At 69.2% G+C, this 25,052-nt stretch carries 19 protein-coding genes; 6 read left to right on the top strand and 13 right to left on the bottom strand.

The window, feature by feature from the left end:
- The first annotated feature begins 12 nt into the window (after positions 1 to 12).
- Positions 13 to 1,749, top strand: a complete 1,737-nt coding sequence (locus tag ACSQ9A_RS23025; protein ID WP_436305315.1) for an IlvD/Edd family dehydratase — start codon at positions 13 to 15, stop codon at positions 1,747 to 1,749.
- 22 nt (positions 1,750 to 1,771) lie between these two features.
- The gene (locus ACSQ9A_RS23020) at positions 1,772 to 2,701 is read left to right on the top strand and encodes a dihydrodipicolinate synthase family protein (RefSeq protein WP_436305314.1); all 930 of its coding nucleotides are present in this window, start codon (positions 1,772 to 1,774) and stop codon (positions 2,699 to 2,701) included.
- Between the two features lie 9 nt (positions 2,702 to 2,710).
- Here the strand turns inward: ACSQ9A_RS23020 and ACSQ9A_RS23015 are convergent, their stop codons facing one another.
- The 5 genes from ACSQ9A_RS23015 to ACSQ9A_RS22995 all read right to left on the bottom strand — a co-directional run bounded on the left by ACSQ9A_RS23015 (position 2,711) and on the right by ACSQ9A_RS22995 (position 10,084).
- Positions 2,711 to 4,225, bottom strand: coding sequence for a CHAD domain-containing protein (locus tag ACSQ9A_RS23015; RefSeq protein ID WP_436305313.1), 1,515 nt, complete (start codon positions 4,223 to 4,225; stop codon positions 2,711 to 2,713).
- Between the two features lie 10 nt (positions 4,226 to 4,235).
- Complete coding sequence (locus tag ACSQ9A_RS23010; RefSeq protein WP_126837645.1) at positions 4,236 to 4,487, bottom strand: hypothetical protein; 252 nt, start codon at positions 4,485 to 4,487, stop codon at positions 4,236 to 4,238.
- Positions 4,488 to 4,585: 98 nt separating this feature from the next.
- Positions 4,586 to 5,074, bottom strand: coding sequence for a hypothetical protein (locus ACSQ9A_RS23005; protein WP_436305312.1), 489 nt, complete (start codon positions 5,072 to 5,074; stop codon positions 4,586 to 4,588).
- Between the two features lie 156 nt (positions 5,075 to 5,230).
- Complete coding sequence (gene cphA / locus ACSQ9A_RS23000) at positions 5,231 to 7,798, bottom strand: cyanophycin synthetase (RefSeq protein ID WP_436305311.1); 2,568 nt, start codon at positions 7,796 to 7,798, stop codon at positions 5,231 to 5,233.
- 45 nt (positions 7,799 to 7,843) lie between these two features.
- On the bottom strand, positions 7,844 to 10,084 hold the full coding sequence (locus ACSQ9A_RS22995) for a cyanophycin synthetase (protein WP_436305309.1): 2,241 nt from the start codon (positions 10,082 to 10,084) through the stop codon (positions 7,844 to 7,846).
- 127 nt (positions 10,085 to 10,211) lie between these two features.
- Between ACSQ9A_RS22995 and ACSQ9A_RS22990 the strand changes: the two genes are divergently transcribed.
- The 3 genes from ACSQ9A_RS22990 to queC all read left to right on the top strand — a co-directional run bounded on the left by ACSQ9A_RS22990 (position 10,212) and on the right by queC (position 13,885).
- Positions 10,212 to 12,488 carry an ABC transporter ATP-binding protein gene (locus ACSQ9A_RS22990; RefSeq protein ID WP_436305307.1) on the top strand — a complete coding sequence of 759 codons (2,277 nt, stop codon included), beginning with the start codon at positions 10,212 to 10,214 and terminating at the stop codon, positions 12,486 to 12,488.
- Positions 12,485 to 12,949: a DUF1854 domain-containing protein gene (locus ACSQ9A_RS22985; protein WP_436305305.1), complete on the top strand. Its 465-nt coding sequence runs from the start codon at positions 12,485 to 12,487 to the stop codon at positions 12,947 to 12,949. The genes ACSQ9A_RS22990 and ACSQ9A_RS22985 overlap by 4 nt, the downstream gene beginning before the upstream one ends.
- Positions 12,950 to 13,183: 234 nt before the next feature.
- The gene (gene queC, locus ACSQ9A_RS22980) at positions 13,184 to 13,885 is read left to right on the top strand and encodes a 7-cyano-7-deazaguanine synthase QueC (protein WP_436305304.1); all 702 of its coding nucleotides are present in this window, start codon (positions 13,184 to 13,186) and stop codon (positions 13,883 to 13,885) included.
- On the opposite strand, the gene ACSQ9A_RS22975 is transcribed toward queC, so the two are convergent.
- The 3 genes from ACSQ9A_RS22975 to gspF form a co-directional block, all read right to left on the bottom strand.
- Positions 13,864 to 15,630: an ABC transporter ATP-binding protein/permease gene (locus ACSQ9A_RS22975; protein WP_436305303.1), complete on the bottom strand. Its 1,767-nt coding sequence runs from the start codon at positions 15,628 to 15,630 to the stop codon at positions 13,864 to 13,866. The genes queC and ACSQ9A_RS22975 overlap by 22 nt on opposite strands.
- Before the next feature lie 97 nt (positions 15,631 to 15,727).
- Complete coding sequence (locus ACSQ9A_RS22970; RefSeq protein WP_093109670.1) at positions 15,728 to 16,627, bottom strand: 5'-nucleotidase; 900 nt, start codon at positions 16,625 to 16,627, stop codon at positions 15,728 to 15,730.
- 6 nt (positions 16,628 to 16,633) lie between these two features.
- A complete protein-coding gene (gene gspF / locus ACSQ9A_RS22965; protein WP_436293509.1) occupies positions 16,634 to 17,866 on the bottom strand; it encodes a type II secretion system inner membrane protein GspF in 1,233 nt (410 codons plus the stop codon).
- Positions 17,867 to 17,961: 95 nt separating this feature from the next.
- On the opposite strand from gspF, the gene ACSQ9A_RS22960 reads away from it, so the two are divergent.
- Positions 17,962 to 18,534: a hypothetical protein gene (locus tag ACSQ9A_RS22960; protein WP_436305301.1), complete on the top strand. Its 573-nt coding sequence runs from the start codon at positions 17,962 to 17,964 to the stop codon at positions 18,532 to 18,534.
- Positions 18,535 to 18,646: 112 nt separating this feature from the next.
- Here ACSQ9A_RS22960 and gspE read toward each other — a convergent pair whose 3' ends face one another.
- Genes gspE through gspL form a run of 5 tightly spaced genes read right to left on the bottom strand, consistent with a single transcriptional unit; the run spans position 18,647 to position 24,974 of the window.
- On the bottom strand, positions 18,647 to 20,068 hold the full coding sequence (gene gspE, locus ACSQ9A_RS22955) for a type II secretion system ATPase GspE (RefSeq protein ID WP_436305300.1): 1,422 nt from the start codon (positions 20,066 to 20,068) through the stop codon (positions 18,647 to 18,649).
- Between the two features lie 10 nt (positions 20,069 to 20,078).
- The gene (gene gspD / locus ACSQ9A_RS22950; RefSeq protein WP_436305299.1) at positions 20,079 to 22,391 is read right to left on the bottom strand and encodes a type II secretion system secretin GspD; all 2,313 of its coding nucleotides are present in this window, start codon (positions 22,389 to 22,391) and stop codon (positions 20,079 to 20,081) included.
- 2 nt (positions 22,392 to 22,393) lie between these two features.
- On the bottom strand, positions 22,394 to 23,191 hold the full coding sequence (gene gspN, locus ACSQ9A_RS22945; protein ID WP_436306347.1) for a type II secretion system protein N: 798 nt from the start codon (positions 23,189 to 23,191) through the stop codon (positions 22,394 to 22,396).
- Between the two features lie 14 nt (positions 23,192 to 23,205).
- Positions 23,206 to 23,769, bottom strand: coding sequence for a type II secretion system protein GspM (gene gspM, locus ACSQ9A_RS22940; protein WP_436305297.1), 564 nt, complete (start codon positions 23,767 to 23,769; stop codon positions 23,206 to 23,208).
- The gene (gene gspL / locus ACSQ9A_RS22935; RefSeq protein WP_436305296.1) at positions 23,766 to 24,974 is read right to left on the bottom strand and encodes a type II secretion system protein GspL; all 1,209 of its coding nucleotides are present in this window, start codon (positions 24,972 to 24,974) and stop codon (positions 23,766 to 23,768) included. The genes gspM and gspL overlap by 4 nt, the downstream gene beginning before the upstream one ends.
- Between the last annotated feature and the right edge of the window lie 78 nt (positions 24,975 to 25,052).

Here is a 25,052-nt window from a genome sequence, read left to right as displayed (position 1 = left end):
GAAAGCCCCCGCATGCCCCAGATCCCCAAGAAACTGCGCTCGACCGAATGGTTCGGTTCGGCCGACAAGAACGGCTTCATGTACCGAAGCTGGATGAAGAACCAGGGCATCCCGGACCACGAGTTCGACGGCCGGCCGATCATCGGCATCTGCAACACCTGGTCGGAGCTGACGCCCTGCAACGCGCACTTCCGCAAGATCGCCGAGCACGTGAAACGCGGCGTGTCGGAAGCGGGCGGATTTCCGGTCGAGTTCCCGGTGTTCTCCAACGGCGAGTCGAACCTGCGCCCGACCGCGATGCTCACGCGCAACCTCGCGAGCATGGACGTGGAGGAGGCGATCCGCGGCAACCCGATCGATGCGGTGGTGCTGCTCACCGGCTGCGACAAGACCACGCCCGCGCTGCTGATGGGCGCGGCGAGCTGCGACATCCCGGCGATCGTGGTCACGGGCGGGCCGATGCTCAACGGCAAGCTGGAAGGCCGCGACATCGGATCCGGCACGGCCGTATGGCGGCTGCACGAGGCGATGAAGGCCGGCGAGATCGACGTGCACCAGTTCCTGTCGGCCGAGGCCGGCATGTCGCGCTCCGCCGGCACCTGCAACACCATGGGCACGGCGTCCACGATGGCCTGTATGGCCGAAGCGCTCGGCACTTCGCTGCCGCACAACGCCGCCATCCCCGCGGTCGACGCGCGCCGCTATGTGCTGGCGCAGATGTCGGGCATGCGGGCGGTCGAGATGGCACGCGAAGGCCTGACGCTGTCGAAGATCCTCACGCGCGAGGCCTTCGAGAACGCGATCCGCACCAACGCGGCGATCGGCGGCTCGACCAATGCCGTGATCCATCTGAAAGCCATCGCAGGGCGGATGGGCGTGCCGCTCGAACTCGAGGACTGGACGCGCATCGGCCGCGGCACGCCGACGCTGGTCGACCTGATGCCCTCGGGCCGTTTCCTGATGGAGGAGTTCTACTACGCGGGCGGCCTGCCGGCCGTGCTGCGCCGGCTCGGCGAGAACGGCCTGCTGCCGCATCCCGATGCGCTCACGGTCAACGGCAAGTCGCTGTGGGAGAACGTGCGCGATGCGCCCGGCTACGACGACGAGGTGATCCGCCCGCTCGATCGGCCGCTGGTCGAAGACGGCGGCATCTGCATCCTGCGCGGCAACCTGTCGCCGCGCGGCGCGGTGCTGAAGCCTTCGGCCGCCTCGCCGGAACTGCTCAAGCACCGCGGCCGCGCCGTGGTGTTCGAGAACCTGGAGCACTACAAGGAACGCATCGTCGACGAGGCGCTGGAGGTGGACGCGAGCTCCGTGCTGGTGATGAAAAACTGCGGCCCCAAGGGCTATCCCGGCATGGCCGAGGTCGGCAACATGGGCCTGCCGCCCAAGTTGCTGCGCCAGGGCATCAAGGACATGGTGCGCATTTCCGACGCGCGCATGAGCGGCACCGCCTACGGCACCGTGGTGCTGCACGTGGCGCCGGAAGCCGCCGACGGCGGCCCGCTGGCAGCCGTGCGCGACGGCGACTGGATCGAGCTCGACTGCGAGCAGGGCCGCCTGCACCTGGACATCAGCGATGCCGAGCTGGCCGAGCGCCTGCGTGCCGTCGCCGTGCAGGAAGCGCCCGAGAAGGGCGGCGGCTACCGGCGCCTTTACGTCGAGCACGTGCTGCAGGCGGACGAGGGCTGCGACTTCGACTTCCTCGTCGGCTGCCGCGGCGCCGCGGTGCCGCGCCATTCGCATTGATCCATTGAAACCTGGAGCCCGCATGACCTCTTCCAAGCAACGCCGCTACCAGGGCATCTTCCCGGTAGCGCCCACCACCTTCACCGAATCGGGCGAGCTGGACCTCGCGAGCCAGAAGCGCTGCATCGATTTCATGATCGAGTCGGGCTCGGACGGCATCTGCATCCTGGCGAATTTTTCCGAGCAGTTCGTGCTCGCGGACGACGAGCGCGAGCTCCTGACCCGCACCATCCTCGAACACGTGGCCGGGCGCGTGCCGGTGATCGTGACCACCACCCATTTCAGTACCAAGGTCTGCGCCGAGCGCAGCCGTCGTGCGCAGGACATGGGCGCCGCGATGCTGATGGTGATGCCGCCCTACCACGGCGCCACCTTTCGCGTGCCCGAGTCGCAGATCTACGACTTCTATGCGCGGCTGTCCGACGCGGTGGACATCCCGATCATGGTCCAGGACGCGCCGGCCAGCGGCACCGTGCTGTCGGCGCCCTTTCTCGCCTGCATGGCGACGGAGATCGAGCACGTCGCCTACTTCAAGATCGAGACCGCGGGCGCCGCATCGAAGCTGCGCGAACTCATCCGCCTGGGCGGCGACGCAATCGAAGGTCCGTGGGATGGCGAGGAAGCGATCACCTTGATGCCCGATCTCGACGCCGGCGCCACCGGCTCGATGACGGGCGGCGCCTACGCCGACGGCTTGCGGCCGATCATCATGGACCACCTGGCCGGCCGCCGCGAGGCGGCCTTCGCGCGCTACCAGCAATGGCTGCCGCTGATCAACTACGAGAACCGGCAGGCCGGCCTGCTCGCCTGCAAGGCGCTGATGAAGGAGGGCGGGGTGATCAACTGCGAGGCCCCGCGCCATCCCTTGCCGGCGATGCACCCCGACACGCGCGCCGGCCTGATCGAAACGGCGCGGCGCCTCGATCCGCTCGTGCTGCGCTGGGGCCGCTGAGGGCGCGGCTCAGCGCTTCGAGCGCTTCTTCCAGAACGGGTGCACGTCCGCGATCTTGCCGAGCGCGTCGCGGCATTCCAGCGCGCTTGCGGGCTGGCGCGCGGAAAGCCAGCCGACCGCGAACCATGCCCGTCCGTCACGGTTGGCCGCGTCGCGGTAGGCGGCGATGGCCATGGCGGCATCGTTGTGCGTGCCGAGCGCGTCCTGCGCCGGGCGCAGTTCCTTCAGGTAGCGCTTTGCGCCCTGGTCGAACAAGGGGGCGACGAACTCGCCCAGGTAGCGCAGCCGCTTGAGGCGCTTGCGCACGCGATGTTGTTCCTCGACCTCCAGCGCATCGAAGCGCCGGCCGTCGCGAACCACTTGCCGGTGCAGCTTGGACAGACGAGCGCGCAGCGGCTTGCGGGCCGGAACGCCTGGTTCCAGCTGCTCGCCGGAGGGCTCTTCTTCGGGCAGCGAGGCCTCGATCAGGCTCATCAGCACGAGCTGGAAGGCCGCCGAACGCACCACCTCGGCCGGAGCCGGCGATGAACCCTCCGACGCGCCCTCGTGCCAATCCACCGACGGCCCGCCGACGGCTTCGATCTGCGGCTGCACGGTCTGCTGCAGGTGCTCGCGATCGCGCTGGCGGCCCAGGGCGCGGAATGCGTCCACCAGCGCGGGCTCCCATGCCGGGTCGATCGAAGGCGCGAGCTCGGCCATCTCGCGCAAAGCGGTCCGCAGGCGACGGATGGCGACGCGCAGTTGATGCACGTGCTCGGGATCGGTGCTGCCGGCCGCGACCTCGCTGGCATTGGGCAGGATTTGCGCCAGGCAGCTGTTCAGCACCGCGCGAAAAACCTGCACACCGCTCGGATCGTCGCCCAGCTTCGGCGCTTCGGCCTTGACCGGCTCGCCGTATTCGATGCCCTTGGCCAGCCGCTCTCCGCGCGCCGATTTGGAGACGGTGTCGAGCCACAGGCCGTAGCGCATGCGCCAGCGCCGTGCGAGCTCCAGCATCGACCGCGGGCTGCCGCTCTTCAGCTCGATCTCGAGTTCGCACACCGCGTGCGAATGCTCGCCGGCGCGCACTTCGCCGCGGTCGAAAGCGAGCTCGACCAGCGCATCGCCGGTGCGCATTTCGCGCGTGGTGCGGCGGATGTCGGTGAGGTAGAGCGGCACCAGCACGGCATCGGCCGGTTCATGCCCGGCCGCTCGCAAGGCCTTCGCGATCAGCTCGCCGACGGGCGTGCCTTCATGGCGCTCGATGCGCGGAAGGGGCACCTCGCTCGCGCGCTCGGTGCTCAATTCGACGTTGTCCTCGTGGCGCTGCAGGGGCCCATCTGCCGGGGCCTTGGCGGTCTGTACCCAGTTCTTGCCTTCCTTGCGCACGCGCAGCACGAGACGCTGCGCGGCTAGCGCACCGTCGGCAGTGTCGAAATAGCGGGCTTGGAGTTGGGTGCGGCGAGAGCGGCCGCGCGCCACGGCCGCTTCCACGGCAGCCCGATGCTGGGCGTCGACCTGGAACTTGAGTTCGAACTCGGTCACTGCGGGGGCGTCAACCCGGCAGCTCGCTGATCTGCAGCGACAGGTCGAACAGCTTGGACTTGCTGGCGTAGTAGCGGTCGAGCCGCCATTCCTTCAGGATGTCCATGGCCAGCTGGAAGCTCTTGTAGTCGAGGTCGTAGAGCGTGACCAGCTCGAAGCTGCGCTCCGATTCGAGAGCCAGGACGAGCCGGGCCAGAATCTGGGCCGACTCGTTGGCCGGGTCCGTTTCGATGAATCGGCGTGCGACCTTGATGGCGTTCATGGGGGTGGGCTTCGGAGTTGACGGGCCCACGACTATAGCCAGCACCCCCGGGGCCTTTTATGACAGCCGCGTGACAATGTAGGGCTTTGGTCTTCGTCTCAACGAAGCGGGAGTGGCGCCATCGGTGCCGGCGCTGTCATCGGCGCCGGCGCGGTCATCGGCTCCGGCCGGGTCATCGGCGCTGGCGGCGGCGCGGTCATCGGCATCGGCGCCACGATCGGCGTCACGGTTTCGCGGATCACGCCGCCACCCAGCACGCTGCCTTCCATGGTGGTCCTGCCGGTGCCGAGCACGCGCGCCTCGCAGTCGGCCCGGTCGGCCGGCGGCTGCAGGCTGCAGCGTGCCAATGCGTTCTGTTCGTAGTTGATGGGCGCGGCGCTGGTCAATCCGCCTCGCCGCGCCTCGTAGCGTGCCGCTCCGGCTTCTCGAAGACAGGCGGTGCGATCCTGCAGAACGCCGTCGCAGACAGCGCGCTCGCGCATCAGGGTGGCATCGGAGCCGGCTGCCTGGGCCATGGCCGACGAGGCGCCGATCAGGCCGCCCGCGGCGAGCAGGATGGCAAGGCTCGAACGAATGACTGTTTTCATGAATCACTCCTTTCGGGCAGCGCAGTTCGCGCTGCCGGTCAGGCAGTGTGTTGGCGCTCAGCACCGCAGGCTGTGGGACAGCGTGGCCGCGATCTGGCGCAGGCGCCGCAGCTTCGTGTGGGACAGGTCTGTCACGGCGGCTGCGGCGCCGCGCTTTCAGCCAGCGGCGATGCGCTTCGCCAGGTGAGCGAGCGCTTCCTCAACCTGGTCGACCAGGATCAGCGAGAGGTCGCCCGGCTGGAGCCGATCGAGTGCGGTGTCGATGGCGATGAATTCGCCGCGGATCTCGTCGATGGTGCGGGTGCGCTGCGCGCCTTCGAGCCCCTGCCGCAGCAGCGCCATGACTTCGCCGTCGGCGCGGCCGCGCTGGGCCGCGTCCTGGTAGAGGATCACGTCGTCGAAGGCCTGGCCGAGGATCGCGGTCTGGTCGCGGATGTCGCAGTCGCGGCGGTCGCCGGCGCCGCTGATCACTACCGAGCGCTTCTTCGCCGGCATGGTGTCGACCGCGGCCACCAGCGCGCGCATGGCGTCGGTGTTGTGGCCATAGTCGGCGATCACGGTGGCGCCGCGGTAGTCCATCACGTTGAAGCGGCCCGGCACGCCCGCGGCATCGTTGTTGAAGCTCGCGAGACCGCTGCGGATGGTGTCCCAGTCCAGGCCCACGGCCCAGGCGGCCGCGACCGAGGCCATCACGTTGTCGACCTGGAAGCCGATGGTGCCGTTGCGCGTGATCTGCACGTCGCGCAGCGCAATGCGCTCGCGCCACGAGCCCTCGGCGGCGACCAGCGTGTCCTGGTCGACGTAGACGGTGCGCTTGCCTTGCGCGCGGTGCGTGGCCATCACCGGATGCTGGCGGTCGGCGGTGAAGAAGATCACGCTTCCGGGGCAGGTGGCGGCCATCGCGGCCACGTTGGGGTCGGCCGCGTTGAGCACTGCATAGCCGCCGGGCGCCACGTTGCGCACGATCACGCGCTTGAGCACCGCGAGGTCTTCGACCGTGGTGATGTAGTTGAGGCCCAGATGGTCGCCGCTGCCGATGTTGGTGACCACCGCCACCTGGCAGCGGTCGAAGCCCAGGCCCTCGCGCAGCACGCCGCCGCGCGCCACTTCGAACACGGCCGCGTCGACGTCCGGGTGCAGCAGCACATTGCGCGCGCTCTTGGGGCCGCTGCAGTCGCCGCTGTCGGTCTGGCGGCCGTCGACGTAGACGCCGTCGGTGTTGGTCATGCCGGTGCGCAGGCCGCTGGAGGCGAGCAGGTGGTTGATCAGGCGCGCGGTGGTGGTCTTGCCATTGGTGCCGGTCACGGCCACCACCGGGATGCGGCCGTCGTCGCCGTGCGCGAACAGCGTGTCCATCACTGCCTCGCCGACCGCGCGGCCGCGGCCGAAGGAGGGCGAGATGTGCATGCGCAGGCCCGGCGCGGCATTGACCTCGACCACGCCGCCGTGCTGCTCCTCGAGCGGGCGCAGCACGTTCTCGCAGACCATGTCGACGCCACAGATGTGCAGGCCGACCATCTGGGCCGCGTCGACCGCGCGCGCCGCGACTTCGGGATGCACGGTGTCGGTCACGTCGGTGGCGGTGCCGCCGGTCGAGAGGTTGGCGTTGTTGCGCAGCACCACGCGCTGGCCGAGCGCGGGCACGCTGTCGGGCGCGAGGCCCTGCGATTCGAGGCGGCCGATGGCGATGTCGTCGAGCCGGATCTTGGTGAGCGAGGTCGCGTGGCCAACGCCCCGGCGCGGGTCCTGGTTCACCAGGTCAACCAGCTGGCGCACGGTCTGTCTGCCGTCGCCGATCACCTGGGGCGGATCGCGCCGCGCCGCCGCCACCAGCTTGTCGCCCACCACCAGCAGGCGGAAGTCGAAGCCCGGCAGGAATTTCTCGACCATCACTTCGCCGTAGGCTGCAGCCGAGTCGTAGGCGGCGAGCAGCTGCTCGCGCGTCGTGATGTTGACCGTGACGCCCTTGCCCTGGTTGCCGTCCTGCGGCTTCACGACCACCGGCAGGCCGATCTCGTGGGCCGCGGCCCAGCCGTCGTCGGCATCGCTGACCGGACGGCCCAGCGGCACCGGCACGCCGGCGGCGTTGAGCAGCTGCTTGGTGAGCTCCTTGTCCTGCGCGATCGATTCGGCCACGCCGCTGGTGCTGTCGACCTCGGCGGCCTGGATGCGGCGCTGCTTCGAACCCCAGCCGAACTGCACCAGGCTGCCGCTGGTGAGACGGCGGTAAGGGATGCCGCGCGCCACGGCGGCGTCGACGATCGAGCCGGTGCTCGGGCCCAGGCGTTCGGATTCGTCGAGGTCGCGCAGTTCGGTGATGGCGGCGTGCGCATCGAATTCGGTGCCGGCCTGTGCGGCCGCGATCAGCTGCTCGGCCAGTTCGAGCGCGCGCCGGCCGACCGGTTCTTCGCTGTACTGGAAGGTGACCTGGTAGACGCCTTCATCGACCGTGCGCGCGGTGTGGCCGAAGTTCACCGCGCAGCCGGCCTGCGCCTGCAGCGCCACGGCCGCGTTCTCGAGCACATGCGCCAGCGCGAGCGGCTGGCCGAGCACGATCGGGTGCAGTTCGCCGATGTTCGGGAACAGCGCGCGCAGCCGGGCTTCGAAGCCGGGCAGCCGCCTGATCGCGTTCTCGTCGCCCGTGCAGGTGACGATTGCCTCGATGCAGGTGTGGCGGCTCCAGAGATTGGGCCCGCGCAGGGCGCGGATGCGGGTGACTTCCATGGCGGTGATGCAGTAGGGTGCCGGCGAACCTGAGGGTTGCGCCGGTCAGGCCAGTTGGGGTTCGGGCGAAAGCAGGGTTTGGGACAGCTGCAGCGAGGCGAGCGCCGCCTGCAGATCGGCTTCGAAGGCTTCGACGCCGGCGCCGATCAGGCTCAGCGGAATGCCCAGGGCCCAGGCCGCGGCAACCGCGGCCAGCAGGCTCTCGAGGCCGACGCCCGCATGCGTGGCGCGCCAGATGGTCAGCCGGCCGAGGCCGGGCAGGAAGGACTCGCTGCTGCCGTTGGCCAGCACCACGCGGTCCTGCCGCACCAGCACGGCCTCGCCGCCGGCGCTCTGGTGCTTGGCCAGCGCCTCGGCTTGCGGGTCGACCGAATAGAGGATCACATCGCCATCGCACAGCGGCGCGAGGCCGGCGACGCGCATGTCCGCCGCATTCAGCACCGCAGTGCCTTCGGGCAGCACCACATCGACCTGGGTGCGCAGCACCCTGACCATCTGGTCGCTCTCGGTGATGTCGAACTCCGCCAGGTCTTCGGCGCCATCGAGATCGGTCACGATGCCGACCTCGCAGCGGTCGTAGGCCAGGCCGTCGCGCAGGATGGTCTGGGCGCCGTTCTCGATCACGACTGCCTGCACGGCGCGGTTCACCAGCAGGCGGCGGCCGGCTTCCCAGGTGGCGCTGTCGCGCGCATCGACGCGGCGGCGTTCGAGGAACAGGCCGTCGCGGCAGGCCAGGCCGGTGTGGCGCCCGCCCAGCCCGACGAGCCAGGCGACCAGGCGCGAGAGCACCGCGGTGCCGCGCGAGCCGGCCACGCCGACCACGGGGATGCGGCCCGGCGCGTCGTCGGGAAAGAGGTGGTCGCAGATCGCGCGGCCCACCGGCCGCGGCGAGCCGACGGCCGGCTTCAGGTGCATCAGCAAGCCTGGGCCGGCGTTGACTTCGACGATGGCGCCGCCTTGCTGCGCCAGGGGGCGGCCGATGTCCTGGGCCACCAGGTCGACGCCGGCGATGTCGAGGCCGACCACGCGGGCCGCCAGCACGGCCGCATGCGCGACTTCGGGATGCACATGATCGGTGCAGTCGATGGCCATGTTGCCGTTGCGCTGGATCGTGACGACTCGGCTAGCGGCGGGCACGGCGGCCGCGTCCAGCTCCTGGCGCTTGAGTTCGAGCTGCAGCTTGGCGTCGGTCGCGATGTCGATCACGTCGAGCGGGAATTCTTCTTCGGCGCCGCGCCGCGGATCGCTGTTGAGCTGGCTCTCGATCAGCTGGGCCACGGTCGACGTGCCGTCGCCGGTCACCGTGATGATCTCGCCGCGCGCGGCAGCGACCACCTGGCCGCCGACCACCAGCAGGCGGTGCTCGTGGCCGCGGATGAAGCGCTCGACCATCACATCGCTGCCCTCGGGCTCGGCGACGGCGAAGGCGGCTTCCACTTCCTCGCGGGTATTCAACTCCAGCGAGACGCCGCGGCCGTGGTTGGCGTCCGAGGGCTTGACCACCACCGGCAGGCCGATGTCTTCGGCGGCTTCCCAGGCTTCCTGCGCGTTGGCCACCACCTGGCCTTCGGGCACCGGCACGCCGCAGCCGGCCAGGAGCGACTTGGTGAGCTCCTTGTCGCTGGCGATCGATTCGCCGATCGCGCTGGTGTAGTCGGTCTCGGCGGTCCAGATGCGCTGCTGGTTGGCGCCGTAGCCGAGCTGCACCAGGTTGCCGCTGTTGAGCCGCATGTGCGGAATGCCGCGGTCGGTGGCGGCGCCGACGATGCACGCAGTGCTCGGGCCGAGGTAGCAGTCCTCGACCTTGGCCTTGACCGCATCGACCGCGCGCTGCACGCCAGCGGCGTCGAAGGGGTCGTTGTTGATGGCGGCCATCAGGAGTCGGTGGCCCTCGGCCAGGGCGACGCGGGCGACCTGCTCGTCGCGGGCGCGAAACACCATGCGGTAGACGCCGTACTTGGAGGTGCTGCGCGTCTGGCCGAAACCGGTCGGCATGCCGGCCAGGTTGAGCAGCTCGATCACGACGTGCTCCAGCACGTGGCCCGACCAGGTGCCCTCGGTCAGGCGCTGGATGAAGCCGCCGCGCTCGCCGACGCCGCAGTGGTGCTCGATCAGGGCCGGCAGCAGCGTGGTCAGGCGGTCGGTGAAGCCGTCGATCTTGTTGGAAGGGTAGTCCTCGAGCGCGCCGAGGTCGAGCCAGACTTCCAGCACGGGCCGGTAGGTCCAGAGGTTGGGACCGCGCAAATAGTTGACGCGCAGCAGGCGGATGTCGTCGAAACGGGTCATGAGAACGTTCGTTGTGCTTTGGCCGAGCACGGGGCTGACTTCAAGCGCACCCATGGTCATCGGTCAGAATCGGCGCCCGGCAGGCGCCATGAAGGGCCCCTTCGCGGGCCAGAGACACAGAAACACAATGCAACATCACGATCCAGTCGGCACCCCGGGGGGCGAAGAAGAGGAGGCTTCAGAGGCTCTGAAAAGCCGGCTCAGAGCCGCGGAAAACGTTCTGGCGACCGTGCCGGTTGACCTCGATGGCGAACTTCGGTTTGCTTCCGGCCTGCTGGCGCTGACCGATCGGCGCCTGCTGGCGCGCAATTCCGAAGGCGCCTGGGCCGAATGGCCGCTCGGCGCGCCGGGGCTGGACCTGCAACTGGCCGACCATGCCGGCATCGGCACCCTCGACCTGCTGGACGCCCGCGGGCGGCTGGCGCGCTGGCGCTACACCCTGCGCCACCAGGCGGCCGCGCTGCGGCTGCAGAAGCTGTTCGGCCAGCAGGCGGCCGGAGTCGCGCAGGCGACAGCGGTGGCCGCCGAGGCGGACGAGGCGGCGCTCGCCGAGCCCGAGCTCCAGACCCCGCCCTCGACCTGGGTCCTGCTGCGGCTGGGCCGCTTCGCCAGGCCCTACCGCAAGCAGCTGATCGCCGGCTTCCTGCTCACCCTGGCCTCGACCGCCGCCACGCTGGTGCCGCCGTACCTGACCATTCCGCTGATGGACGACATCCTGATCCCGTTCCAGAACGGGCAGCAGATCGCCTTCGGCAAGGTCGCGATGTTCCTTGGCGCGCTGCTGGCCGCGGCGCTGGCCGGCTGGGCGCTGGGCTGGGCCCGCACCTACCTGCTGGCGCTGGTTTCGGAGCGCATCGGCGCCGACCTGCGCACCACCACTTACGAACACTTGCTCACCTTGCCGCTCGATTACTTCGGCGGCAAGCGCACCGGCGACCTGATGGCGCGCATCGGCTCGGAGACCGATCGCATCAACGTTTTCCTCTCGTTGCATGCGCTGGACTTCCTGACCGACGTGCTGATGATCGCCATGACCGCCGTGATCCTGGTCTCGATCAATCCGCTCTTGGCCGTGGTCACGCTGGTGCCGCTGCCTTTCATCGCCTGGATGATCCACGTGGTGCGCGACCGGCTGCGCACCGGCTTCGAGAAGATCGACCGCGTCTGGAGCGAGGTGACCAACGTGCTGGCCGACACCATCCCCGGCATCCGCGTGGTCAAGGCCTTCGCGCAGGAAAAGCGCGAGGCCAGCCGCTTCCACGCCGCCAATGCCTACAACCTGCAGGTCAACGACAAGCTCAACAAGACCTGGTCGCTGTTCACGCCCAGCGTGTCGCTGCTCACCGAAATCGGCCTGCTGGTGGTCTGGGGCTTCGGCATCTGGCAGGTGGCACGCGGCCGCATCACGGTCGGCGTGCTCACCGCCTTCATCGCCTACATCGGGCGCTTCTACACGCGGCTCGATTCGATGAGCCGCATCGTCTCGGTCACGCAGAAGGCGGCGGCCGGCGCCAAGCGCATCTTCGACATCCTCGACCATGTGAGCAACGTGCCGGAGCCGGCGAACCCGGTGAAGGTCGAGCGCGTGCAGGGGCGCATCGAGATGGCCGACGTCGGCTTCCGCTACGGCAGCCGGGCCGTGATCCGCGACCTCGACCTCGTGATCGAGCCGGGCGAGATGATCGGCCTCGTCGGCCACAGCGGCTCGGGCAAGAGCACGCTGGTCAACCTGATCTGCCGCTTCTACGACGTGACCGACGGCGCCATCCTGGTCGACGGCACCGACATCCGCCGCTTCGCGGTGGCCGACTACCGGCGCCACGTCGGGCTGGTGCTGCAGGAGCCCTTCCTGTTCTTCGGCACCATCGCCCAGAACATCGCCTACGGCAAGCCCGAAGCCACGCGCGAGGAGATCGTGGCCGCCGCGCGCGCCGCCCATGCGCACGACTTCATCCTGCGGCTCGCGCACGGCTACGACTCGCTGGTCGGCGAGCGCGGGCAGGGTTTGTCGGGCGGCGAGCGGCAGCGCATCAGCATTGCGCGCGCCTTGCTGATCGACCCGCGCATCCTGATCCTCGACGAGGCCACCTCGGCGGTCGACACCGAAACCGAGAAGGAAATCCAGAAGGCGCTCGACAACCTGGTGCAGGGCCGCACCACCATCGCCATCGCGCACCGGCTTTCCACGCTGCGCAAGGCCGACCGGCTGGTCGTGATGGACCGCGGCGAGATCGTCGAGGTCGGCCCGCACGACGCGCTGATGGAAAAGCAGGGCGCCTACTGGCGGCTCTACCAGGCGCAGCTGCGCCAAGCCGACGACGAAAGCCCAGGCTTCGCGGCCGAGCGCGCCTCGGTCGCGCTGGTGCTTGGCGGCCATGCGGCGCATCCGGCGGGTGAGGCATGAACGATTGCCAATTGGAACGTGACGGCTTCGGCCGATTGGTGGTGGTCGACGCCGAGGGCGTCCGCCATGCCGGCGTGGTGCCGGTGCGCGCCTTCCCGCTCAGCGCGCCGGGCGATGGTCTGTCGCTGGTCGGCGGCGACGGCCGCGAGCTGCTGTGGATCGACCGCGTCGATGACTTGCCCGAAGAAGTACGTGCCTTGCTCGCGCAGGACTTGGCCGCGCGCGACTTCGCGCCCACCTTGCGGAAGCTGCACAAGGTGTCGAGCTTCGGCGTGCCCAGCACCTGGCAGGTGAGCACCGACCGCGGCGAAACCAGTTTCGTGCTCAAGGCCGAAGAAGACATCCGCCGGCTCGAAGGCGGTGCGTTGCTGATCGCGAGCGCGCACGGCGTGCAGTTCCGCATTCCCGATGTGAGGGCGCTGGACCGGGGGTCGCGCAAGTTGCTGGAGCGTTTTCTATGAAGTTCGATGCCCCTTCTGCAGCAATAAGCCGAACGCGTGCGTGCCCCCTGCCGCCCGGGGCTTCAGGACCGGTCTCTGATGATGGGCGGCACTTGCTGATGCGAAAGAAGGCGGGTTTCTGGATCTTCGTCTTGCCGTCCCACACGCCACACGTGACGTCTCGCCAGGTCAAGAACTTGCTGGAAGGCCGGCCCTGACAAACTTGAACCCTCGCCCGACACGCCGACCACCCCCATGCACACCACCGCCCTAGTCCTCTTCTCCGGCGGCCAGGACTCCACCACCTGCCTGGCCGAGGCGCTGGCCAAATACGAGCGCGTCGAGACCATCGGCTTCGACTACGGGCAGCGCCACCGCGTCGAGCTCGAGGCGCGTACCACCGTGCTTGCGCACCTGCGCGCGCGCTTCCCGCATTGGGCGCCGCGGCTGGGTGAAGACCACCTGTTGAGCGTCGACGTGCTGGGCCAGGTCAGCAGTTCATCGCTCACGCAGGACATCGCCTTCGAGATGCAGGCCAACGGCTTGCCCAACACCTTCGTGCCCGGCCGCAACCTGCTGTTCCTCACGCTGGCCGGCGCGCTGGCCTACCGGCGCGGGCTGGAGGTGATCGTCACCGGCGTGTGCGAGACCGATTTCTCGGGCTATCCCGATTGCCGCGACGACACCATGAAGGCGATGCAGCTCGCGCTCTCGCTCGGCATGGATCGGCGTTTCCTGATCGAGACGCCGTTGATGTGGATCGACAAGGCCGCGACCTGGGCCATGGCGCACCGGCTGGGCGGCGAGCCGCTTATCGAGCTGATCGTCGAGGACACGCACACCTGCTACCTCGGCGACCGCACGCAGCGCCATGCCTGGGGCTATGGCTGCGGCAGCTGCCCGGCCTGCGAGCTGCGCGCGCGGGGATGGGAGCGCTACGCCGCCTCGAGCCGGTAGCGCGCGCCTGCGCCTTCGGGCGCCGGCACCAGGGTCCAGCGCTTGTCGTGGAAAGCCGCCGCCGAGGCGCGGTGCGCGATCGACACCATCGCCCCGCCCGCCGAGCGCACGCCTTCTGCCAGGCGCTTGTAGAGCGTCTCCTCGGCCTGCGCATCGAGCGCGCTTGTGGCCTCGTCGGCAAACAGCCAGGCCGGCTTCTTGAGCAGCACGCGCGCGATCGCCAGGCGTTGCTGTTCGCCGCCGGAAAGCTTCTGTGTCCATGCATCGCTGTCGTCCAGGCGGTCGGCCAGGTCCGGCAGCAGGGCATCCTCGAGCGCCTGCTTCAGCTGCGCGTCGCTGTATTCGCTCGCCGGCTGCGGATAGGCCAGCGCGTCGCGCAGGCGGCCGTCGGGCACATAAGGCCGCTGCGGGATGAACATCGCGTTCTCGGGCATCGACACGCGGCCGCGGGCAAAGGGCCAGATACCGGCGAAGGCGCGGAACAGCGTCGACTTGCCGCTGCCCGAGGGGCCTTGCAGGAGCACGCTGTCGCCGGGCTTGACCATGAGCGCGGCATTCTGGATCAACGACGTTCCGCCCGGCAGCGCAACCGTGAGGTCGTCGACGCGCAAGCCTTCGTCGCCGCCGGCGGGCGCGCGCTCCACCGCGCTGGCCGCGCCGGCATGGGCTCGCATCGCGGTCTCGAAGGAGGTGAGCCGGTCCGCGGTGGCGCGCCAGACGGCGACGCGGTCGTAGTTGTCGACGAACCAGCTGAGCGAATCCTGCACGCGTCCGAAGGCCGAATTGACCTGCATCAGCTGACCGAGCTGGATGGCGCCGCTGAAGAAGCGCGGCGCCTGCACGATGAAGGCGAAGATCACCGAGGCTTGCCCAAAGGAGGCCGTGAAGGCAACCAGGTTCTTCTGCTTGCCGATCAACTTCAGGTAGTTCTTCAGCACCGAGGCGAAGCGCAGCTGGAGCTGGCCGTGTTCGACCTGTTCGCCGCGGTCGAGCGCAATGGCCTCGCTGTATTCGCGAACCCGCATCAGATGGTGCCGGAAGTCGGCTTCGTAGCGCTGCTGCTGGAAGTTCAGGCCGATCAGCGGGCGCCCGATGAAGTGCGTGATCACGGTACCGGCTGCGCAGTAGGCCAGCGCAATCCAGACCATCGAGCCCGGCACTGTATAGCTGCTGCCGAAGAACGGGACGCTGACCACGCCGCTGAGCGCCCAGAGGATGCCGATGAAGCTCACCAGGGTCACCACCGCATTGAGCAGGCCCATCGACAGCGTCATCGTGTAGTCGGTGAAGAGCTGCATGTCTTCCTGGATGCGCTGGTCGGGGTTGTCGGGCGTCTGGCCGTCCTGTTGCCCGTAGCGCGCGAGTTCGAGGCGGTAGAAGGTCCGGTCGGCCATCCAGCGCGCGAGATAGCTGCGCGTCATCCAGGCGCGCCAGCGCAGCTGCAGGAGCTGCGTCAGATAGAACTTGAAGATGGCGATCACGATATAGCCGGCCGCGATCCAGCAGAAAAAGACGATCTCCCTCCAGAACACCGCCTGGTCCTTGTTCTGCAGCGCGTCGTAGAAGCGTGCGAACCACTGGTTGTTCAGCACCAGCATGTAGACCGTGCCGAGATTGAGCGCCACGATCGTCGCAAGAAGCCCGCGCGCCCTCCATTTTTCTTCGGAGTGGAAGTAGGGCGCTGCCAGCGCGCCGATGCGGCGCAGCGTCGAGAGCAGGCTCGTGGAACCGTTGGGAGTGGTCATGGGATGAGCGTGGGTTGGCTGGCGCGCGAAGCGGCGCCTTTGCGCTCATCGTAGCGCCCGGGCGCGCCGCATTCTTAAACGGCGCTGAAGCGCCCGATCAGCGCAGGTTGCTGATGCCGCTCGCCACGTGACCCGAAGGCACATGGCGTGCAGCCGCGTCCACGTGGCCGGTCTGGTCGTCGAAGAAGAAGTCGGGTTCGAATTCGCGCAGGAATTCGCCCTTGGGCAGGCCGCCGAGGAACATGGCTTCGTCGACCTTGATGTTCCAGTTCATCAGCGTGCGGATCGCGCGCTCGTGCGCCGGCGCGCTGCGTGCCGTGACCAGCGCGGTACGGATGCGCATGCTGGGATTGCTCGCGAGCTGAAGCCGATGCAGTGCGGTGAGCAGCGGCTTGAACGGCCCCTCGGGCAGCGGCAGCTGGGCCTTGCTGGATTCGTGCAGCTGGAAGGCGTCGAGCCCCTCGGCCTGGTACACGCGCTCGGCCTCGTCGCTGAAGAGCACCGCGTCGCCGTCGAAGGCGATGCGCACCTCGTTGGGATAGGCATCGCTCGCATGCACCGACTCGACCAGCACGCGCGCGGCCGGGAAGCCCGCGTTGAGCGCTTCGCGCACGTCCTCGGCATTGACCGAGAGGAACAGGTGCGCGCGCAGCGGCCGCAGATAGCCGAAGGGCGGGCGGCCCTGCGTGAACACGCCGCGCTGCAGCGAGATGCCGTTGGCCACGCCCGAGCGGAACACGCGCATGCCCGAGACCGGATCGTTGCGCGAGAGGATCACGACCTCGACGCGCTGCATGCCGTCGTCGTTGAAGCGCAGCAGCTTGCGCACCAGCGAGTAGGCGATGCCGGGCTGGGCCGGTACGTCGAGCCGTTCGAGCTGGAGCTTCATGTAGCCCGCGTCGTCGCCGGATTCGAAGATCCGGTTTTCCTCTTCGAGGTTGAAGAGGGCGCGGGACGAGATGGCGACTACCAGCTTGTCGTCCAAGGACACGGGCATAGGCGGCTACTTCACGAACTGATTGAGTTGGATGATCGGCATCAGCACCGCCAGCACGATCAGCATGACGACGCCGCCCATCGCCACGATCAGCAGAGGCTCTAGGATGGTCGCCAGGTGCATCGCGCGGCGTTGCACCTCGGCGCCCAGCTGGGACGCCGCGCGCTGCAGCATCAGCGGCAGGGTGCCGGTCTGTTCGCCGAGGCGCGCGAACATCGCGACGATGCCGGGGAATCTTTTCTTTTGTGCCAGCGCGGAAGCGAGCGGTGCGCCTTCGCGCACCAGCACCAGCGCATCGAGCGCGTCGGCGCGCATGGCGCGGTTGCTCAGCGTTTCGGACGCGGCCTGCAGCGCGCGCAGGATGGGCACGCCGGCCGTGGCCAGCATCGCGAGCGTGCTCGCGAAGCGCGCCGCGTTGTAGCCGCGGGACAGCCGGCCGACCAGCGGCAATTCGAGCCAGGCGGCGTCGAAGCGCTCGCGCACGGCGGCACGTGCCAGCGCCATGCGCGCGCCGAGGGTCGCCAGCACGATGGCGCCGAGCATCAGCCAGCCGTAGTTGCGCACGAAGTCGCTTAAGCCCAGCATCGCCACGGTGAGGATGGGCAGCGCCCGTTTCGTGCCCGCGAACACGTTGGCCACCTGCGGCACCACGTAGCTGACGAGGAAGATCACGATCACGATCGCGACCAGGGTCACGATCGCCGGGTACAGGGCCGCACCGACCAGTTTCTGCTGCAGCGCTTGCCGCTGTTCGAGGTCGTCGGCCAGGCGCTCGAGCACCAGGCCAAGATTGCCGCTCTGCTCGCCGGCGCCGATCACCGCGGTGTAGATGGGCGAGAACTCGCGCGGATGCTGGGCCAGCGCACGCCCGAAGGGCGAGCCCGCATTGACCTCGGCGCGCAGGGATGCGACGAGGTTGCGCTGCTGCTCGGTCTCGGCCTCGTCGGTCAGCGCAGTGAGCGCGCGTTCGAGCGGCAGGCCGGAGGACACGAGGCCGGCGATCTGCCGCGTCCAGACCGCGAGGGTGGTCGAATTGAAGACGCGCTTGCCGCCGAGCAGGCGGCGCAAGCTCCGGTCCGGGGCGGCGCCGCTCTCGACGCTGCCGACGGCGGTCACCGACAGCGGAATCAGCGCTTGCGCACGCAGCAGCCCGCGGGCGCTGCGCGCGGTGTCGGCTTCGAGCACGCCCTTGCGAGGCTGGCCCGATTGGTCTATGGCTTCAAAGGAATAGGCGGGCATGGGGAGTGGCGACAAAATGCGCGAGCCCGCATTGTCGGCGTTTGGCGTTGCCTTTTCGTCGTGCGGCTTCCACAACACCACACAGAGGAGTCTTCATGTCGGCTCGCACCACTGCTGTTGCTGTTGCCGCCCTCTTGGGCGCGCTGTCTCTTCCCGCCGCGGCCCAGCCCACTTTCGACGGCTTTCTGTGCTGCAACATGCGCACCGACGGCAGCTGGATCAGCGACGCCAACTATGCCGAAAGCGGTAAGCGGATCATCCCGGCCGGCACGCCGACCCGCGTCACGGGCTATGGCCGCATGCGCGTGCTGGTCGAACTCAATGGCGGCAAGCAGGCCATCGGCAACGACTACAGCCGCGACCTCGACCTCGGCACTTTCGCCAAGCGCTATGTGGTCAGCGAAGACCCGGCGCGCAAGATCGCCGGCTATCCACCCAAGATCCGCGACGCGATCAAGTCGGCGCGCGTCGCCAAGGGCATGACGCGCGAGCAGGTGGCGATGGCGGTGGGCTATCCGATGAGCAGCGAGAACCCGAACCTCGACGCACCGATCTGGCGCATGTGGCTCAGCAGCTTCAGCGAGTTCCAGGTGCTGTTCGACAATGCCGGCCGCGTGCGCCAGGTGGAGACCGATCCGCAGACGCGCAACCTGGTGGTGATGGATTGACTGTCTTGGGCCCCCCCCCCGGCTTTTCACTCCGCTTCGCTGCGCGTAACTCCACCCGCCGAGGGGGCGGCTCGGCCGCCTTGGGGCGGCCCGGCGGCGGCCGATTAGCCGATCAGTCTCTCGTCACGCGCAGCAGCTCGGCCCGCGAGGTCACGCCGGTCTTGACCAGCCGCTCGCCGTCCTCGCGCATCGAACGCAGGCCGCCGCGTTCGGCCGCCACGAAGAGTTGGCTTTCGGGTGCGCGGTTGTGGATCAGCGATTGCACCGTGTCGTCGGCCACCAGCAGCTCGAAGATGCCGGTGCGGCCCTGGTAGCCGGTCTGGCCGCAGGCGTCGCAGCCCACGGGCTCGGCCTCGTCGCCGGCGGCCGAGGGCACGGCGCAGACCGGGCAGAGCCTGCGCACCAGGCGCTGCGCCAGCACGCCGAGCAACGAGGAGCTCAGCAGGAAGGGCTCCACGCCCATATCGGTCAGGCGCGTCACGGCGCTGACCGAATCGTTGGTGTGCAGCGTGGCCAGCACCAGGTGGCCGGTGAGCGAAGCCTGGATCGCGATCTGCGCGGTCTCGAAATCGCGGATCTCGCCGATCATGATCACGTCCGGGTCCTGCCGCAGGATCGCGCGCAGCGCCTTCGCGAAGGTCAGCTCGATCTTGGCGTTGACCTGGGTCTGGCCGACGCCCGGCAGCTCGTACTCGATCGGATCCTCGACCGTCATGATGTTGCTGCTGCTGGCGTCGAGCCGGCTGAGCGCGGCGTAGAGCGTGGTGGTCTTGCCCGAGCCGGTCGGCCCGGTGACCAGGATGATGCCGTGCGGCTGGCTGATGAGGTGCTCGAAGCGCGCCAGCGTGTCGCCCTGCATGCCGACGGATTCGAGCGTGAGCTTGCTTTCGGACTTGTCGAGCAGGCGCAGCACCGCGCGCTCGCCGTGCGCCGAGGGCAGGGTCGAGACCCGCACGTCGACCGCGCGCGTGCCGATGCGCAGGCTGATGCGCCCGTCCTGCGGCAGCCGCTTCTCGGCGATGTCGAGGTCGGCCATGATCTTCAGGCGCGAGATCAGCGCCGCATGCAGCGCCCGGTTGGGCTGCACCACTTCGCGCAGCGTGCCGTCGATGCGAAAGCGCACCGAGGAGGTCCGCTCGTAGGGCTCGATGTGGATGTCGCTGGCGCCGTCGCGCGCGGCCTGCGTGAGCAGCGCGTTGAGCATGCGGATGATGGGCGCATCGCCGGCGCTTTCCAGCAGGTCTTCGACCGCCGGCAGCTCCTGCATCATGCGCGAGAGGTCGGCGTCGCCCTGGACCTCGCTCACGACCGCGGCGGCGTTCGATTCGCCTTGCGCATAGGCGGCGCTGATGCGCTGCGCCAGCTCATTGGGTGCCAGCGCCTCGAAGGCCTTGACCGGGTACTTGCGGGCCACCTCGCCGAGCGCGCTGCGCGGCGGCACCTGGGGCATCCAGAGCGTGAAGGCGCCTTCGTCCGTTTCTTCGAGCAGCAGTTGCTGGCTGCGTGCGAAGGCGTAGGGCAGGGGATAGCGCACGGCAGGATCCTTAAGGCAGTTCGCGCGCCGTGGACGGGTCGGCGGTCGGCGGCAGCGCGCCCTTCATCGGGCCCGGCGGCAGCGGTGCGTGCTGCGGCGGCAGCGGCGGCGGGATCAGGCGCGTGCCGTCGATGCGGCGCGACGGGTCGCCGCGCACGGTGTCGCTCAGCGGTGGCAGCACCGGCGCCCCGCGCACCGAATTGAGCATCGGGTTGTCGGTCGAAGGCTGGATGTTCTGCTGCATCGCGCGCAGCGCATCGTAGCGGTCGGCCGTGATCGTGTCGCCGGAGAGCTGGTCGCGCACGATGGTCGGCCGCAGAAACACCATGAGGTTGGTCTTGCGGCGGCTGCGGACCTCGCTCTTGAACAGGTTGCCGAGCACCGGGATGTCGCCGAGCCCGGGCACTTTCTCCTCGGAGGTCGAATACTCGTCGGACAGCAGGCCGCCGAGCACGATGATGTTGCCGTCGTCGACCAGCACGTTCGATTCGATCGAGCGCTTGCTCGTGGTGGGGCCGTTCAGGTTGTTCACCGTGGATGCGACGACGCTGGAGACCTCTTGGAAGATCTGCATCTTGACCGTGCCGGTCTCGCTGATCTGCGGGCGCACGCGCAGCGTCAGGCCGACGTCCTTGCGCTCGATGGTCTGGAACGGGTTGACGGTGTTGGTATTGCCGCCGGCGCTGGTGTACTGGCCGGTGACGAAGGGCACGTTCTGGCCCACGACGATCTTGGCTTCCTCGTTGTCGAGCGTCAGCAGATTGGGGGTGGACAGCACGTTGCCCTCGCCGTTGCTGGCCAGGAAGCGGGCCAGGAAGCCCAGCACGTACTGCCCGTCGCTGCCGTAGCGGTGGCCGATGCCGAAGTTGAAGCCGGTCGAGGGCCGCGTCGCGGCGTTGCCGGTCGCCAGGCCGACGGCCAGGTCGATGATGTTGGCGCCGCCCAGGCTCGAGTTGGTGCCGAGCACGCCGACGTTGCGGTCGCCGCTGCTGCCGATGCCGGCTTGCCACTGGATGCCGAACTCGGCCGCCTTGTCGGCGTTGACCTCGACGATCAGGCTTTCGATCAGCACTTGCGCGCGGCGGCTGTCGAGACGGTCGATCACCGCGCGCAGCTGCCGGTAAAGCGGCTCGGCCGCGCTGATGATCAGCGAGTTGGTCGCCGGGTCGGCCTGGATCTGTCCGCCGGTGGAGGGCTGCGCCGTCCCGCTGATCGGCGCCGTGGCGGCGCTCATTCCGCCTTGCGCACTCGCGCCGAGCTGGCTGAACTGTTGCTGCTGCTGCTGGGCGGCGGGCGTGGTTCCGGCGGTACTGAGGGCGCCGGCCGCGCCGCCCAGCGCGCCGGTGGTGCTCGGCTGCGAGCTCGCGAGCGCGGCGCGCAAAGTGACCGCCATCCGCACCGCGTCGGCGTTCTTGAGGTAGACGACGTAGATATTGCCGGCCGCGCCATTGCCGCTGTCGATCGGCGCGCGGTCGAGGCGGTCGATCAGCGTGCGGACCAGCTGCGAACGTGCCGGATTGGCCGCGCGCAGGATAACGGCGTTGCTGCGCGGCTCGGCCAGGAGCGTGGTGCGGAACGAGGCGTCGGTGGTGCCGGGCGCGGCGCCCGGCACCGGCCCGGTGGCGGATCCGCCTTCGACCAGGCGCGTGAGCACCGGCACCAGGTCGGTGGCGACCGAGTGCTTCAACGGGATGACCTCGATGTCGGAGGCGTTCGGCACGTCGAGCGCGGCAATGATGCGCGCCAGCCGCCGCATGTTCTCGGCATAGTCGGTGATCACCAGCGAGTTGTTGCCCGGGTTCACGTTGATCGTGTTGTTGGGCGCGATCAGCGGGCGCAGCACCGGCAGCAGGTTGTTGGCCGACTCGTAGTTGAGCTTGAAGACCTGGGTCACGATCTGGTTGCCGCTCAGCGTCGCGGTGGCGGGCGTCGAGGTGCTGACCGCGCTGCTCTGCAGCTTGGCGTCGGCCTCCGGCACCACCTTGTAGAGCCCTTCGGACTGCACGACCGCGAAGCCCTGCAGGCGCAGCGCCGCGGCGAACTGGTTGAAGGCCGCGGACGGGGAGATCGGACGGTCGGTCTGCAGGTTCATCGTGCCCTTCACGCGCGGGTCGACCACCACGTCGCGACCGGTCACGACCGCCATGGTGCGCGCGACGGATTCGATCTCGGCATTGGTGAAGTTCAGCGTGATCGGCTCGCCGCGTCGCGGCGGCGCCGCGGCTTCCTGCGCGAACGCGGCCGGAATGCAGGCGGTGATCAGCATCTGTGCCGCGAGGGCGACGGTGCCGATGCGTGTCGCGTACGAAGACTGTTGCTTCATGGTCAACCCAGTGTGATGAGTGAGCGCGCGCCTTCGCGTCGCCCAATGATATTCAACAAATTCGAGAGCGCATCTTCGCGCCCCGGGGCGGCGCTGGCTTCGCCGTCGAAGCGCAGCGCACTTCCGTTCCATCGGCCGCTGCCGCTGAGCTGGAGACTGCCTTCGCGGGTTGTCAGCAGGAGGGTCGGCGTCGGCCCGCCCTCGAGCGTGATGCGGTAGCTGCCCATCGGCTTGAGCGTCGAGAGGCTGGACGAGATGTCGGTCGCGTCGAGCGTGGCGCGGCCGGCGAGCCCCAGTTGCGGGCCGTTCCATTGCATCGCGAAGGCCTGCAGGGAGATGTCGAGCACGCCTTCGGGCTTGAGCGTGTTCCAGGGCGCGCCGAAACCGCTGAGCAGCGCGGCGGGCCAGCGGGACTGGCCGTCGCGCCATTCGAGCTGCATTCCGCTGGGCCGCGGGCGCGCCTTGAACTGCAGCGCTTGCGGCGCGCAGCAAGGGATGTCGAGCGCGGCGACGATGCCGTCCCAGCGCGGGCGCAATGTCCAGCCCAGTGTGCCAGGCAGCGAAATCGATTCGGCACCGCTCCCGCCGCTGGAGAACACGACACCCGCGCTGCCGTTCCAGACCGTTCCGCGCGCATTGACCAGTTGCAGGTGGCCATCGCTCTGCTGCGCCAGCCAGGCGGCCAGCCAGCGTGCCGGCGCGTACACCGAGAGCGCCAGCACCGCGCCGATCAGCGCGCCAAGAGCGGCCCAGCGCCGGCCGGTCGATGTGCCGAGGACAGGAGAGCTTCGGGTGGCCATGGCGGTGACGGTGCTCAACGTGCCGGCAGGCTCATGACCAGCGTGCCGTCCCAGCGCACGGCGGAAGGCTCGGCACCTCTGGCGGCTGCGGCGGCGGGGGAAGAGGCGGCCGGCGCGCCTTGCGCGGTACGCGTCAGATGCGCTTCGCGCGGCACGGCGCGCGCATTGCTGCGCGCCTGTGCCAGCCATTGGGCGAGCGTGTCGGCGGGAGTGGCGCGCATGGCGATCGTCACGCCTTCGCCGGCAGCAGCGGGTTGCATCTGGGCATTGGGTCCGAGGCTCTGGCGCACCGCGGCTTCGAGTGCACGCATGGCGTCGTCGCGGCTGGCGCGTGGCTGGGACTGCAGGGCCTTGGCTTGCGTCTGCAGGCTGGTCATTTGCTGCAGCTGCGTATCGAGCCTGGCGTGCTCGGCCGGCGCCGACGACAGCGTGCGCAGCGCGGGCGCCAGCATCACCCACCAGAGCAGCGCCAGCACCACCAGCGCGGCGGCGATCACGATCATGCGCTGCTCGCGCGGTTCGAGTTCGGGCCACCAGGCCTGCCAGCGTGCTTCGAGGGATTCGAGCCAGTTGTTCATCGCGCGGTCTCCGCCTGAACCAGCAACAGATCGCCTTCGCTGCGCGCGCTGTAGCCGCGCGCGGACAGCGTGGCCGCGACGCTGTCTGCCTCGGCGGGCTGCAAGCCCAGGCCGCGCAGCCGCAATTGGCCGGCGCTGTAGTCGATGGCGCTGGGCAGGCGGCCGGGCGGCAGGCTGCTTGCGAGCACGCCCAGCATGGGTTCGAAATCGGCCGCGGCGACGCCGCCGGTGGCCTGCTGCAGCGAGGCGACTTCGCGTGCCATCTGCACCGGGGCATCGACCACCAGTTGCACCGAGGGAAAAGTCTGCTTGAGGATGCTGTTCACCGCGGCCCGCTTGCTGTCGAGCGCGCCGCGCTCCTTCCAGGCCCAGGCATTGAGGCCGATGAGCTGGGCCAGCACCAGGATCAGCGCGCCCCAGCGTGCCGCGCGCCACTCGGGCCCGTGCCACACGGCGCGCCAGATCGCCGCGAGCTTCTTGCTCGCGCGGGCACGGCCGGTGGACGCGAGGTCGAACTGCGCAAGATCCCAGGGCGATCGGCTCGCTTGCAGCCAGCGCGCGGCCGGCTTGACGATCGGCACGCGGCGCCCGAGCAGGCTTTCCGCCAGTTCGGCCACTGCGGGCTCGGCCAGCATCGTCGTGCCTTCGGGCGGCGTGCCGAGCAGCGCGATGCCGGCGCTGTCGAGGGGGAGTGCGGTCACACCCTGGGTGTCGCAGATCACGAGCCGCGCGGCGTCCGGCTCGCCGATCGCGAGGACCATCGGAGCGGCACCGGCCGGCTGCGGCGCGAATTCGGGAATGATCCGCGTGACGCGACGGCCCGCGGCTTCGAGGGCCTGCACCGCGCTGCGCAGCCAGATCCGGTTGCAGGCCGCCACCCACGCGGGCGCACCGGCGCGGGCGCCGGGCTCCAGCGCGAAGTGCAGCAGCTCCGGGTCGTCGAGCAGCCGGTCTTCGAGCAGGCCGTTGAGCACCGAGCGCACGCGCACGGCGCCGCTCATGCTGCCCTGCGGCATCGTGACCTGGTGCCAGGAGAGGGCGGCCGCGGGCACGCCCAGGATCACTTCGTCCCCGCTCGGCAGCAGGGCCGGCGGCGCGCTTCCCTGAGAGCGCAGCTTGCGGCCGTCGCTGGACCAGACCGCCCAACCGTATTCGCCGCCGGCGGGAACGGGCGGGAGCGGGACGGTGACGAGCAGTAGGGCCATGGCAATCGATGAGGGGTCGTCATTGTAGGAGGATGGTTCACATCCGCCGCTACAGATTTGATAGCGTCTTTCGCACGT

The sequence above is a fragment of the Variovorax sp. LjRoot290 genome (genome assembly GCF_964253985.1).
Classification (GTDB): Bacteria; Pseudomonadota; Gammaproteobacteria; order Burkholderiales; family Burkholderiaceae_C; genus Variovorax.
The sequence above is the reverse complement of the archived record's forward strand: the minus strand, read 5'-3'. Positions and strand labels throughout refer to the sequence as shown.

Coding starts and splice junctions, on each gene's coding strand:
- ACSQ9A_RS23025 (WP_436305315.1), top strand. CDS start 13: ATGCCCCAGATCCCCAAGAAACTGCGCTCGACCGAATGGTTCGGTTCG.
- ACSQ9A_RS23020 (WP_436305314.1), top strand. CDS start 1,772: ATGACCTCTTCCAAGCAACGCCGCTACCAGGGCATCTTCCCGGTAGCG.
- ACSQ9A_RS23010 (WP_126837645.1), bottom strand. CDS start 4,487: ATGAACGCCATCAAGGTCGCACGCCGATTCATCGAAACGGACCCGGCC.
- ACSQ9A_RS23005 (WP_436305312.1), bottom strand. CDS start 5,074: ATGAAAACAGTCATTCGTTCGAGCCTTGCCATCCTGCTCGCCGCGGGC.
- cphA (WP_436305311.1), bottom strand. CDS start 7,798: ATGGAAGTCACCCGCATCCGCGCCCTGCGCGGGCCCAATCTCTGGAGC.
- ACSQ9A_RS22995 (WP_436305309.1), bottom strand. CDS start 10,084: ATGACCCGTTTCGACGACATCCGCCTGCTGCGCGTCAACTATTTGCGC.
- ACSQ9A_RS22990 (WP_436305307.1), top strand. CDS start 10,212: ATGCAACATCACGATCCAGTCGGCACCCCGGGGGGCGAAGAAGAGGAG.
- ACSQ9A_RS22985 (WP_436305305.1), top strand. CDS start 12,485: ATGAACGATTGCCAATTGGAACGTGACGGCTTCGGCCGATTGGTGGTG.
- queC (WP_436305304.1), top strand. CDS start 13,184: ATGCACACCACCGCCCTAGTCCTCTTCTCCGGCGGCCAGGACTCCACC.
- ACSQ9A_RS22975 (WP_436305303.1), bottom strand. CDS start 15,630: ATGACCACTCCCAACGGTTCCACGAGCCTGCTCTCGACGCTGCGCCGC.
- ACSQ9A_RS22970 (WP_093109670.1), bottom strand. CDS start 16,627: ATGCCCGTGTCCTTGGACGACAAGCTGGTAGTCGCCATCTCGTCCCGC.
- gspF (WP_436293509.1), bottom strand. CDS start 17,866: ATGCCCGCCTATTCCTTTGAAGCCATAGACCAATCGGGCCAGCCTCGC.
- ACSQ9A_RS22960 (WP_436305301.1), top strand. CDS start 17,962: ATGTCGGCTCGCACCACTGCTGTTGCTGTTGCCGCCCTCTTGGGCGCG.
- gspD (WP_436305299.1), bottom strand. CDS start 22,391: ATGAAGCAACAGTCTTCGTACGCGACACGCATCGGCACCGTCGCCCTC.
- gspN (WP_436306347.1), bottom strand. CDS start 23,191: ATGGCCACCCGAAGCTCTCCTGTCCTCGGCACATCGACCGGCCGGCGC.
- gspM (WP_436305297.1), bottom strand. CDS start 23,769: ATGAACAACTGGCTCGAATCCCTCGAAGCACGCTGGCAGGCCTGGTGG.
- gspL (WP_436305296.1), bottom strand. CDS start 24,974: ATGGCCCTACTGCTCGTCACCGTCCCGCTCCCGCCCGTTCCCGCCGGC.